Source organism: Rubellimicrobium aerolatum (assembly GCF_017872975.1).
GTDB lineage: Bacteria > Pseudomonadota > Alphaproteobacteria > Rhodobacterales > Rhodobacteraceae > Rubellimicrobium > Rubellimicrobium aerolatum.
On sequence record NZ_JAGGJP010000001.1, the window covers coordinates 102575 to 114667 of the forward strand.

General features: G+C 72.8%; 10 protein-coding genes and 1 tRNA gene. 6 read left to right on the forward strand and 5 right to left on the reverse strand.

Going from position 1 to position 12093, the window contains the following annotated elements; all coding sequences use genetic code 11:
• Positions 1-29: 29 nt before the first annotated feature.
• A complete protein-coding gene (locus J2Z33_RS00505; RefSeq protein WP_209836787.1) occupies positions 30-467 on the forward strand; it encodes an Lrp/AsnC family transcriptional regulator in 438 nt (145 codons plus the stop codon).
• On the opposite strand, the gene J2Z33_RS00510 is transcribed toward J2Z33_RS00505, so the two are convergent.
• Positions 451-921 (reverse strand): disulfide bond formation protein B, encoded by a 471-nt coding sequence (locus tag J2Z33_RS00510; protein ID WP_209836789.1) that lies wholly within the window; start codon positions 919-921, stop codon positions 451-453. The genes J2Z33_RS00505 and J2Z33_RS00510 overlap by 17 nt on opposite strands.
• Positions 922-1043: 122 nt before the next feature.
• On the opposite strand from J2Z33_RS00510, the gene ypfJ reads away from it, so the two are divergent.
• A complete protein-coding gene (gene ypfJ / locus J2Z33_RS00515; RefSeq protein WP_209836791.1) occupies positions 1044-1886 on the forward strand; it encodes a KPN_02809 family neutral zinc metallopeptidase in 843 nt (280 codons plus the stop codon).
• A 70-nt stretch (positions 1887-1956) separates the two neighbouring features.
• Positions 1957-2040 (forward strand) — tRNA-Leu (locus J2Z33_RS00520).
• 153 nt (positions 2041-2193) lie between these two features.
• Here J2Z33_RS00520 and J2Z33_RS00525 read toward each other — a convergent pair.
• The 4 genes from J2Z33_RS00525 to hemB all read right to left on the reverse strand — a co-directional run bounded on the left by J2Z33_RS00525 (position 2194) and on the right by hemB (position 6344).
• Positions 2194-3450 (reverse strand): extracellular catalytic domain type 1 short-chain-length polyhydroxyalkanoate depolymerase, encoded by a 1257-nt coding sequence (locus tag J2Z33_RS00525; protein ID WP_209836793.1) that lies wholly within the window; start codon positions 3448-3450, stop codon positions 2194-2196.
• 109 nt (positions 3451-3559) lie between these two features.
• Positions 3560-3976, reverse strand: a complete 417-nt coding sequence (locus J2Z33_RS00530) for a CopG family transcriptional regulator (protein ID WP_209837461.1) — start codon at positions 3974-3976, stop codon at positions 3560-3562.
• 434 nt (positions 3977-4410) lie between these two features.
• The gene (locus tag J2Z33_RS00535; RefSeq protein WP_209836795.1) at positions 4411-4965 is read right to left on the reverse strand and encodes a lipid-binding SYLF domain-containing protein; all 555 of its coding nucleotides are present in this window, start codon (positions 4963-4965) and stop codon (positions 4411-4413) included.
• Positions 4966-5345: 380 nt separating this feature from the next.
• A complete protein-coding gene (gene hemB / locus J2Z33_RS00540) occupies positions 5346-6344 on the reverse strand; it encodes a porphobilinogen synthase (protein ID WP_209836797.1) in 999 nt (332 codons plus the stop codon).
• 138 nt (positions 6345-6482) lie between these two features.
• Between hemB and J2Z33_RS00545 the strand changes: the two genes are divergently transcribed.
• The 3 genes from J2Z33_RS00545 to J2Z33_RS00555 all read left to right on the forward strand — a co-directional run bounded on the left by J2Z33_RS00545 (position 6483) and on the right by J2Z33_RS00555 (position 12069).
• Positions 6483-7007 carry a component of SufBCD complex gene (locus J2Z33_RS00545; RefSeq protein WP_209836799.1) on the forward strand — a complete coding sequence of 175 codons (525 nt, stop codon included), beginning with the start codon at positions 6483-6485 and terminating at the stop codon, positions 7005-7007.
• 44 nt (positions 7008-7051) lie between these two features.
• On the forward strand, positions 7052-10594 hold the full coding sequence (gene mfd, locus J2Z33_RS00550; protein ID WP_209836801.1) for a transcription-repair coupling factor: 3543 nt from the start codon (positions 7052-7054) through the stop codon (positions 10592-10594).
• Positions 10595-10662: 68 nt separating this feature from the next.
• A complete protein-coding gene (locus tag J2Z33_RS00555; protein ID WP_209836804.1) occupies positions 10663-12069 on the forward strand; it encodes a glycosyltransferase family 39 protein in 1407 nt (468 codons plus the stop codon).
• Positions 12070-12093 lie beyond the last annotated feature (24 nt).

A 12093-nucleotide genomic window follows, 5' to 3' on the forward strand; every position in this document is an offset into this window, starting at 1 on the left:
ACATTGGTTGATCGGATTGGGCAGCAAGAGTGGACGAACTGGATCATCGCCTCATCGCCGCCCTGCGGCGCGACGGACGGGCGAGCCTGTCGGAGCTGGCGCACGACCTGGGCGTGACGCGAACCACCGTTCGCGCGCGGATGGCGCGGCTCCTCGCCTCGGGCGAGATCGCGGGCTTCACGGTCCTGACCCGCGCCGACGTGGCGACCGCGCCGGTGCGCGGGTTGATGATGCTTCACGTGGAGGGACGGGGGACCGACCGGGTGATGGCGCGGCTTTCGGGCCTGCCGGAGGTCACGGCCTTCCACACCACGAACGGCGCCTGGGACCTGATCGTGGAGATCGGGACGGACACGCTCGAATCCTTCGACCGGACGCTCTTCGCGATCCGGCGGATCGAGGGGGTGACGCGGAGCGAGACCAACCTCCTCCTCAGCACCCGCCGTCCGGTCAGACGACCCGGCTGACGGAGCGCCGCGCCGCGAGGACCCAGAGGACGACGAGGACGGCCGAGAGGATTGCGTTCCACGACGCCATCGACAGGCCCAGCAGCTCCCACGACACCTGGTCGCACATGACGATGCGAGGCCCCTCCACCGCCAGGAGGTCGCCGCCCGCGAGCCCGCCCAGGTCGCCCGAACCCGTGCAGCTCGCCGGCCCCTGCCACCACTGCCGCTCGACGCCGGTATGATAGACGCCGATCAGCGCCGTGGCCGAGGCGGCGATGGAGCCCAGGATCGGGAACAGCGGTCCCCGCACCGCCAGCGCCAGGAGCCCGATCGGGACGGCGGCGAAATGCGGGTAGCGCTGCCACCAGCAGAGCGCGCAAGGCGGATAGCCCAGCGCCTGGAACAGGTAGGCGCCCGCCAGCAGCGCGAAGGAGCCTCCGGCGGCCAGGAGGACAAGGGAGGTGCGGGTCACGGTCGGGTCTCCGGTCGGTCGCGCGCACCCTTTCCGAGACGGGGCGCCGGGGCAAGAGCCCCAATGGGAACCGGCCGGCCCGCTCCGGGCGTTGTGACGACGGCATCGAGAGGATCACGGCCATGAAGTGGCAGGGGCGGCGCGGCAGCAGCAACATCGAGGATCGGCGGCGCATGGGCGGCGGCGGGGCCGCCATCGGGGGCGCCGGCGGCGTCGGCGTCCTGGCCATCGTCCTCATCGGCTACTTCCTGGGCGTGGACCTGACCCCGCTCCTCAACGGCGGCGCGGGCGGGACGATCCAGAGCGGCCCCGTGGAGATCACCGAGGCCGACGAGCAGGCGGCGCAGTTCGCCAAGGTCACCCTCGCCGACACCGAGGAGGTCTGGGCCGGCATCTTCCGCGACCAGCTCGGCCAGGAGTATCAGCCGACGACGCTGGTCCTGTTCAAGGGCGCGGTGCAATCGGGTTGCGGCGGGGCGAGCGCCCAGACGGGGCCGTTCTACTGCCCGGCGGACCAGCGGGTCTATCTCGACACGGATTTCTTCCTCCTGATGGACCGGCAGCTCGGTGCCGGGGGCGACTTCGCGGCGGCCTACGTGGTGGCTCACGAGGTGGGGCACCATGTGCAGGACCTCCTGGGCATCCTGTCCGAGGCGCAGCGCGGCCGCCAGCAGGGCGCGGACAGCGCGGCGGTGCGGGTGGAGCTCCAGGCCGACTGCTTCGCGGGCGTTTGGGCCTATTTCGCGCAGAACCAGCTCGGCACGCTGGAGCAGGGCGACATCGAGGAGGCGCTGAACGCGGCCGAGCGGATCGGCGACGACACGCTCCAGCGCGAGGCGGGGCAGGCGGTGCGGCCCGACAGCTTCACCCATGGCACCAGCGAGCAGCGGGAAAGGTGGTTCTATATCGGCTTCCGGTCCGGCGACATCGGGCAGTGCGACACGTTCCGTGCGACGACCCTTTGACGAGGATCGCCCGGGCGGGTTAGAGCGTCGGGGCGGCCCGCAAATCGCGGGCCAGGTCGGAAAGCGCCGCGGGGGTGTGGCGGAATGGTAGACGCGTCTGACTCAAAATCAGATTTCGCGAGAAGTGTCGGTTCGAGTCCGACCACCCCTACCAGCGCTTCAGTCCGGCCAGTCCCGGGATCGCGCGCCCGGTGAAGCCGGTAGCCCGGCGGCCCGGGCGGGAGCCTCATCACAGGGGCCTCGGGCACGACGGCCTGCGTCGGATGGCCTTCGGCGTCCTGGGTGGGATGCCAGGGAACGGGGCGGGTCATGCGCCGGCCTCGTCCGATCCGCCATCCGACAGGAAGAACCGCACCATCTCGCGGCTCGCGTCGGGGCCGAGGGGGTCGGTGTAGGAGCCGGCCGGGCTGCCGCCGGACCAAGCGTGGCCCAGCCCGTGGAGCGTCCACTGCTCCAGCACGGCATCGCCGTCGTCGTCGCGGTGGACGGCGCGGGTGTAGGCCACGCCGCCGGGCGAGCGGCCCCGCGTCACCTCGGCCTGGTGGGGGAGGCCGGCGCGGGCCTGGGCCGCCACCTCGTCGGCGTTGACCGGGTGCACGGTGCCGTCGCGGTCGCCGTGGAAGACGATGGTGCGGGTCGGGCGGGTCCGGCCGCCATGGCGGGCCGTGTCGGGGCCGCCGCCCTGCCGCATCGCCGCGAAGGCCGAGCCCATGTCGCGCGCCGCGCCGCAGGCAAGGCCGGAATGGACGCCGACGGCGGCGAAGAGATCGGGATAGGCTGCGCCCATGATGGCGGCCTTGGCCCCGCCCGCCGACAGGCCGGCGACGTAGACGCGTCCCTCGGCCACCGGCAGCTCGGCCATCACGGCGCGGACGATGCCGGCGATGAGCGACGGCTCGCCCCGGTCGCGCTGCTGGTCGGCGGCGTTGAACCAGTTCCAGCACCGCTGCATGTTCGCGGCCTGCGTCTGGCCGGGATAGGCGACGAGGAAGCCGATCTCCTCGGCCAGCTCGTTCATGCGGGTTCCGGCGGCGAAGTCGTCGGGCGACTGCGTGCAGCCGTGCAGCATGACGATCAGCGGCAGGGGCTGGCCGTCGAAGGTCGAGGGCACGTAGAGCTTGTAGGGCCGCGCGCCGGCGGCGTTGGCGAAGCTGCGCTCCTCGAAGCGCGCGCCGGGGGGCAGGTCCGCGCGGCCCGAGGGGACGGGGCGCGGCAGGCCGTCGCGCAGGTGCGGCATGAGGTCGTCGAGGCCGGCCGGGCCCGTCATGCGGCCCATGAGGGCGCGGAGCTGCTCGGGCACGGCGGGGGGCTCGGCCGGGGGCTTGGCCGGGGGCGCGGTCCAGGGGCCGGTGGGGTCGCCGGCGGGCGGCACCATGTCGATGGGACGGGACGCACCGGCGCGGAAGGCCGGGGCGCGGCCGGGCGCGGGGTCGGGCGCGGGGTCGGGCGCGGGGTCGGGCGCCGGGCGGGCCCGGCCTTGCAGGAGGGCCATGGCCTCGTCGAGCCGGCCTTCGCGGGTGAGGCGCGTGGCCTCGGTCATGTCGATCCGGGGGATCGTGGGCATCGGAAGGGCTCCTTCGCGCGGGCCCGCAGGCCGATGGGGGGAGGCCGCGCGGGGCGCGACGGGGAGAGTGTCGGAACGGGGCGGCAGGGGGACGCGGATCAAGACGGGGTCAGCGCAGGCGGTCGGCGAGCGCCGCCTTGACGGCCGGGGAGGCGGAGAGCGCGCCCAGGACGTGCAGCGAGGCGATGGTGCGCCGCGCCAGGTCCGGCGGCACGTCCGGGGCGATCACGGCGAGGCCGAGGACCTGGATGTGCAGCATCTCGCCCGCCGCCTCGGCCGTTTCGAGGTCGGCGCGGGTGTAATGGCGCAGGCCGAGGTCGAGCTCGTGCCGGGCGACGGACTGCCGCACGGCGTCGTTCTGGCGGTCGAGCTGGTTGCGGATCGCCGTGCGGATGAAGTCGGTGCGGTTGGAATAGAACCCCTCGCGCACCAGGAGGTCGATCTGGCCCAGGTCCACGTAACCGAGGTTGATGGTGATCTTCTCGGAGTCCGGCAGGCGGGGCCGCAGCTCGTGAACCTTGCCCATGTCGTTCGCCATCCTCTTGCCATCCATGTGGATGGTAAATTGTGCCGCAGCGCGGCGAAGGCAAGAGGGGCGGCGGGGGCGTGACGTGGCGGAACGGGCGCGGGCCGGGGCGCGGGGCCCCGGGGTCGGGGTGTCGGGGAACGCGGCGCGGGGGGCGTCGGGTCCGGTGTCGTCGGATATGGTCGTCATGGTCGCGGCCCTCCTGTCCTGCGTTGCTCGGGTCCGGGGCCACGCGAGCGGGGCGCGGCTGGTCCGGTGCGATCAAGGTCTCACGAGGGCCTTAACCGAGTCTGACAGCTACGAACGATGGGTGTTGCGCGGGAAAAGTCTTTCCTGGCCAGCGGGTTGGCGGGGAAGGTCAAGAAAGGATGAAGGCCGAATCGGGCCCCGGCCCGGTGCTTCGGGCAGGCGGCGGGGCGGGGCCGGCCCCGGAATCAGGGGATGATGCGGGTGTACTTCGTGCCTTCGACCGTCGCGCCCATGCGGAGGCCGGACTGGGCGAAGACCACGGCGATGACTGGGGAGAGGGTCGTCGTGGTGTCGGCCCGCAGCACCTCGCCCTGGTCGATCACGGCATAGTCGAGGTCGGCCCCGGCGACCCAGCCCGCCGAGGCGCGGAACGCCGCGAGGGCGTCGGGGGTCATGAAGAACAGCGCGTGGCTGTATTGCTGCGCGCCGATCTGGAGGCCCGCCGAGGCGGCGGTGGCCGAGTAGTAGTCCACGGAGGTGTTGCCGACCCGCAGCGCGCCGGTCCCGTAGGAGCCGCCGAGGCCGAGCCCGACCTCGGTCACGACGGGCATGACGAGGATGCCGGAGGCGCGGCCCGCGAGGTCGCGGGTGCCGGGATAGGTGGAGTAGAGGAAGCTCAGCGCGCTGTCCACGCGGGCGTCGATGATGGCCGCGCCGCCGGAGCCGACGCCGTTGGCGCAGCCCGCGAGGAGGGGGGCCGCCGCCAGCGACAGGAAGGAGCGCCTGGAGAGAATCGTCATGGTCACCGCCCGATGCTTCGCCGGCCTTGTTCCCGGCCGTTGGGCCGGAGTCTAGCCCGCTTTGGGGGCGGCTGTCACCGGCCGATTCCGGGGGTGGGCGGATCGGCCGATCCTTGCGCGGCGGGCGGGGCGGCGGGGGCCGTGCCCCCCGGGGCGCGAGGGAGGCGATGGCGGGCTGAAGCCCGCCCTGCGTGGCCCGGTCGGCGGAAGGCGCCTCCCTGCGGGGGCGGGACGGGCGCGACGGCGGGTGGGGCTTCACCCCGCCATGGCGACCGTGGCTCCGGGCGGTGCCGTGGCATGGTGGGGTGGCCCCCATCCTACGGAGGCGTCGGGCGTGGGTCCGGGCGTCGGGCGGCGGGACCGCCCGACGCCCGGACCCGTCAGCCGTTCAGCGCGCGCGCCGCCTCGGGGGCGTAGTAGGTGAGGACGCCGTCGCAGCCCGCGCGCTTGAAGGCGAGAAGGCTCTCGATCATCACGCGGGGGCCGTCGAGCCAGCCGTTGGCCTCGGCGGCGCGCAGCATCGCGTATTCGCCGGAGACCTGATAGGCGAAGGTCGGCACGCCGAACTCGTCCTTCACGCGGCGGCAGATGTCGAGATAGGGCATCCCCGGCTTGACCATCACCATGTCGGCCCCTTCGGACAGGTCGCGCGCCACGAGGCGCAGCGCCTCGGCGGAGTTGCCGGGGTCCATCTGGTAGGTCTTCTTCTCGCCCTTGAGGGCGGCGGTCGCGCCCACGGCGTCGCGGAAGGGGCCGTAGAAGGCGGAGGCGTATTTCGCGGCGTAGCTGAGGATCGTGGTGTTCTGGAAGCCCTCGGATTCGAGCGCCCGGCGGATCGCGCCGATGCGGCCGTCCATCATGTCGGAGGGGCCGAGGATGTCGGCGCCGGACGCGGCCTGGGCGAGGGCCATCCTCACGAGGGCGTCCACGGTGCGGTCGTTGACGATCTCGCCGTCCTCCACGAAGCCGTCGTGGCCGTCGATGTTGTAGGGGTCGAGCGCGATGTCGGTCATCACCGCGACCTCGGGCACCGCGTCCTTGATGGCGCGGATGGCGCGGTTCGTCAGGTTGTCGGGGTTCCAGGCCTCGGAGCAGTCCGCCGTGCGATGCTCCATGGCGGTGTAGGGGAAGAGGCACATCGCGGGGATGCCGAGCCTGCGGGCCTCCTGCGCGGCCTCCACGGCGCGATCCACGGTCAGGCGGTGGACGCCGGGCATGGAGGGGACCGGGACGGATTCGGCGGTCCCCTGCATCAGGAAGATCGGCCAGATCAGGTCGGAGGGGGTGAGCGAGGTTTCCCGCACCAGGGCGCGCAGCGCGGGGGTGGCGCGCAGGCGGCGGAGGCGCGCGGTCGGGAAGGGGGCGGGGGCTTGGGTCATGGCGGTCGCCTCGGGTCCGGGGATCGGGTTTGGGGTGGCACGATCGGGGCGCAAGCTCAAGGCGTTGAGCGGGACTAGGCGCGGGGCGAGGGCTGGGCTAGGGTCGCCGGGTTGGATGAAGGACGGACCGGCCGGCGCGTGGATTGGACGAGGATACTGCTCGACGCGATCGACCTGCGGTCGTTCTCGAACGTCTGGTTCTGGATCGTGGTCGCCGTGGCCTGGTCCTCGGCCGGGCATTGGGTGCTGGGCGTCCCCTACGACATGGTGCTGCGGGCGCGGCGCGAGGGCGGGCAGGCGCTTGCGGACCTGCGGGACCTGACGCGGTTCATGGCGGGGCGGATCGCCGGTGCGGCGCGGGGGGCGGGGCTCTGGCTCGCGGGGGTCGGGGCCTTCGCGCTGACCGGGCTGGCGGTGATGGGCTTCTGGTATGGCGCGGAGTTCGCGCAGGCCCTGTGCTTCCTGGGGGTGCCGCTGGCGGGGGTGGCGGGGCTGACCGTCCGGGCGGCGCAGCGGATCGAGGCGGAGGAGCCGGAGGGCGAGGAGCTGGCGCGGCGGCTGTGGCGGCTGCGGGCGGCGATCCAGGGGATCGGGCTGGTCGCGATCTTCGCGACGGCGACCCATGGGATGGCGCGGAACCTGCTCGCCTTGCAGGGGCTGTGAGGGGCGGCGTTGACACCGCGCGGCGGCGCGGTAGGTGAGGCCCCATGCGGCAGAACCCCAATCACATCACCGTCGGCGGCGCCCCCGAGGGGCATGACGCGCGGCTGGTCCTTCAGGAGATCGAGCGGGCGGGCTGCTGCGTGCTGCACGTCGCGCGGGATGACCGGCGGCTGGCGGCGATGCAGGCCGCGCTGGCGTTCCACGATCCGGGGCTGCCGGTGTTCGTGTTCCCGGCCTGGGACGCGCTGCCCTTCGACCGGGTGTCGCCCAACCCCGAGATCGCGGCGCAGCGGATGGCGACGCTGGCGGCGCTGGTGCACGGGATGCCCGAGCGGTTCGTGGTGCTGACCACGCTGAACGCGGCGACGCAGCGGGTGCCGGCGCGGGACACGCTGCGGGACGCCGCGTTCTCGGCCCGCGTGGGGGACCGGGTGGAGGAAGGGGCGCTGCGGGGATTCCTGTCGCGCATGGGGTTCAGCCAGAGCCCGACGGTGACGGAGCCGGGCGACTACGCGGTGCGGGGCGGGCTGATCGACGTGTGGCCGCCGGGGCATCCGTCGCCGGTGCGGCTCGACTTCTTCGGGGACACGCTGGACGGGGTGCGCCGGTTCGACGCCATGACGCAGCGGACGACCGAGAAGCTGTCGGTGGTGGAGTTCGCGCCGGTGTCGGAGGTGATCCTCGACGAGGCGGCGATCACGCGGTTCCGGCAGAACTACCGCATCGAGTTCGGGGCGGCGGGGACGGACGATCCGCTGTATGAGGCGGTGAGCGCCGGGCGCAAGCACGCGGGGATGGAGCATTGGCTCGCGTTCTTCCACGAGCGGCTGGAGACGCTGTTCGACTACCTGCCCAAGGCCACGGTCACGCTGGACGACCAGGTCGAGCCGGCGCGGGAGGCGCGCTGGGCGGCGATCGAGGACGCCTACGAGGCGCGGCGGACGGCGCTGCACGAGCGGGGCCGGATGGATTCGGTCTACAAGCCGGCGCCGCCGAAGCTGCTCTATCTCGACGAGGCGGCCTGGGACGCCGCGCTGGCCGACCGGCGGGCGCTGCGGTTCAGCCCGTTGAAGGTGCCGACCGGGCCGGGGGTGATCGACGCGGGCGGGCGGATCGGGCGGGACTTCGCGCCCGAGCGGCAGAACGAGAAGCTGTCGCTGTTCGGGGCGCTGAACGCCCATGTCCAGGCGCGGCTGGAGCACGGGCCGGTGGTGATCGCCAGCTATTCCGAGGGCGCGCGCGAGCGGCTGATGGGGTTGCTGGAGGACGAGGGGGCGGGGGAGACGATCCCCGTCACCGACTTCTCGCGCGTCGGCAAGCGGGGCATCCATCTGGCGGTCTGGCCGCTGGAGCATGGCTACGAGGCGCCGGGGCTCACGGTGGTCTCGGAGCAGGACGTGCTGGGCGACCGGCTGATCCGGCAGACGCGCCGGAAGCGGCGGGCCGAGAACTTCCTGACGGAGGTGAACGCGCTGACGCCCGGCGACCTCGTGGTGCACGTGGATCACGGGGTCGGGCGCTACCTGGGGCTGGAGGTGCTGCGCGCGCTGGGCGCGGCGCACGAGTGTCTCGCCATCGAATACGCCGAGAACTCCAAGCTCTACCTGCCGGTCGAGAACATCGAGCTGCTGTCGCGTTTCGGGCACGAGGAGGGCCTTCTCGACAAGCTGGGGGCCGGGGCGTGGCAGGCGCGCAAGGCCCGGCTGAAGGAGCGCATCAAGCTGGCGGCGGAGCGGCTGATCCGCACGGCAGCCGAGCGGGCCTTGCGGAAGGCCCCGGAGCTGGAACCGCCTGACGGCATCTGGGAGCAGTTCCTGGCGCGGTTCCCCTATGCCGAGACCGATGACCAGTTGCAGGCCATCGAGGACGTGCTGGGGGATCTGGATTCGGGCAACCCGATGGACCGGCTGATCTGCGGCGACGTGGGCTTCGGCAAGACCGAAGTGGCGATCCGCGCCGCCTTCGTCGCGGCCATGTCGGGGGTGCAGGTGGCGGTGGTCGCGCCGACGACGCTGCTGGCGCGGCAGCACTACCGCACCTTCGCCGAGCGGTTCCGGGGCTTCCCGCTGGAGGTGCGGCCCCTGTCGCGCTTCGTGAGCGCCAAGGAGGCGGCGCAGACGCGGGACGGGATCGCCAAGGGGACCGTGGACATCGTGGTGGGCACCCATGCGGTGCTGGCCAAGGGGGTGAAATTCGCGAACCTCGGTCTGCTGGTCATCGACGAGGAGCAGCATTTCGGCGTCGCGCACAAGGAGCGGCTGAAGGAGCTGCGGTCGGACATCCACGTGCTGACGCTGACGGCGACGCCGATCCCGCGGACGCTGCAACTGTCGCTGTCGGGGGTGCGCGACCTGTCGGTGATCGGGACGCCGCCGATCGACCGGCTGGCGATCCGCACCTATGTGAGCGAGTTCGACACCATCACCGTGCGCGAGGCGCTGCTGCGCGAGAGGTATCGCGGCGGGCAGAGCTTCTTCGTGGTGCCGCGCCTCTCGGACCTGCCGGAGATGGAGGACTGGCTGCGGCGCGAGGTGCCGGAGGTGTCCTTCGTCGTGGCGCATGGGCAGATGGCGGCGGGCGAGCTCGATGACCGCATGAACGCCTTCTATGACGGGAAATACGACGTGCTGATGGCGACGAGCATCGTCGAGTCGGGGCTGGATATCCCCACCGCCAACACGATGGTCGTCTGGCGGGCCGACATGTTCGGGCTCGCGCAGCTGTATCAGATCCGGGGGCGCGTCGGGCGGGCCAAGACGCGGGCCTATGCGTATCTGACCACCCGGCCCCGGCAGAAGCTGACGCCGCAGGCGGAGCGGCGGTTGCGGGTGCTGGGGAGCATCGATTCGCTGGGCGCGGGGTTCCAGCTCGCGTCGCAGGACCTCGACATCCGGGGCGCGGGGAACCTGCTGGGCGAGGAGCAGTCCGGGCAGATCCGCGAGGTCGGATTCGAGCTGTATCAGCAGATGCTGGAGGAGGAGATCGACCGGCTGCGGTCGGGGCAGGGCGAGCTGGTGGAGACGGACGGTCCATGGGCCCCGCAGCTCAACCTCGGCGTGCCGGTGCTGATCCCGGAGGAGTATGTCCCGGACCTCGACGTGCGGCTGGGGCTGTATCGGCGGCTGTCCGCGCTGTCGACCAAGGTGGAGCTGGAGGGCTTCGCGGCCGAGTTGATCGACCGCTTCGGGGCGCTGCCGCGCGAGGTGAACACGCTGCTCCTCGTGGTGCGGATCAAGGCCATGGCGCGCAAGGCGGGCGTGGCGCGGCTGGATGCCGGTCCCAAGGGGGCGACGGTGTCGTTCCACAACGACAAGTTCGCCTCTCCGGCGGGCCTCGTGGACTACATCCAGGCGCAGGGGGGCCAAGCGCGCATCAAGGACAACAAGATCGTCGTCCTGCGCGATTGGAAAACCGAGGCCGACCGGATCAAGGGAGCCTTCGCCATCGTCAAGGACCTCGCCGAGAAGGTGGCCGAGGCGCAGCCGGCCAAGGCGAAGCGGGACGGCGGGGGCAACGATGCGTCGAAGCCCGCGAAGGTCGCCGAGCCGGCGCCGTCCCCGGCCAAGGTGGCCAAGCGCGCCCGCTGAGGGGCTTTGCGCTCGCCGGAGCCCGGTGCTAGGCCCCGCCACGGGGCAATCGGGCAAGGAGGTTCGGGGTGGGCCGAGGTCAGGATGCGCGCTGGATCGGCGTGTTCGCCGCCTACTTCGCCCTTCAGGCGCTGTCGCGCTGGCTCCTGGGCGGCACGTCGCTGAACTGGGACGAGGCCGAGGCCTTCTTCTTCGCGCGCAACCTCGCCTGGGGCTACGGGCCGCAGCCGCCGCTGTATTTCTGGATGCAATGGGGGGTGTTCCAGCTTCTTGGCGAAGGCGTCCTCGCGTTGACGGCGTTCAAGAACCTGCTGCTCCTCGGGGGGATGGCGCTGCTGTATCGGTTCCTGCGGCGGGAGGTCGGCCCGGCCCCGGCCGGCGTCGCCACGCTGTCGCTGGGGCTGGTCGCGCCCCTGGTCTGGGAGATGCAGCGGGCGCTGACCCATACCGCTCTCGCCATGCTGGTCGCCGTGGCGGCGCTCTGGCTCGCGGTGCGGGCGCTGGAGCGGGGGCGCTGGGGCGACTACCTGCTCCTGGGCCTCGCGGTGGGCTTGGGGACGCTGTCGAAGCTCAACTTCCTCGTCTGGGCGGCGGCGCTGCTGCTGGCGGCGCTGGCCTTGCCGGAGTGGCGGGGGCGGGTGCGGTGGGTCCGCGTGCTGGGCGCGGCGGCGCTGGCGGCGGCGCTGAACGGCCCGGCCGCGCTCTGGATGCTGCGGAACCCGGAATGGTCCACCGTGGGGCTGCAACGGCTGGAGCCCACGGCGGACGGGGGCTGGGCCGCCCGGCTGGAGGGGACGGGCGCGCTGGCCGTCGCGGCGCTGAACCTCCTGATCCTGCCGCTCCTCGTGCTGGGCGGCTACTGGTGGGTCGCCCGCCGGCGGCCCCGAGGCGAGGGCCTGCCGCCGGGCGTGAGGCTTTATGGCCTCGCCTCGGCCCTGACGCTCGGGCTGCTCTGGGCGATGGTGCTGGTCACCGGGTCCACCGAGATCGACCATATCTGGCTGATCCCGCTGGCCTCGGGGCTGGTGCCGGTGGCGGTGCTGGCGCTCTGGCCCCGGTTGAGCGGGCGGGGGCGACGGGGGCTGGCCGGCGCGGCGGCGGGTCTGTGGCTGCTGGCGATGGTCGGGCTGCCGCTGTCGGGGGTGGTCTCGCCCAGCACGAGCAACCGGGGGCTCGACGTCGGGCCGCTGGCGGCGCGGCTGGGGGTGCTGGAGGCCGAGGGGCGCGTGGTGGCGACGGGGAACGTGCATCTGGCCGGGAACCTCGTGCTGCGGGAGCCGGGGCTGGGGCTGCGGATCCTGCGGCCGGGGGCGCGGGACCTGCCCGAGGGGCCGGCGGCGCTGGTGGGACGGCCGAACGATCCCCTGCTCGAATCGTCCGAGGTGCTGCGCCGGATGGAGGGGACGGAGATCTTCGAGCTGCTGCCCGGCGTCGAGGCGCGGCGGCAGGTGGTGACGCGGCTCGCGCCGCGCTGAGTTGCGGGGCGGGCGGGCGGTCGT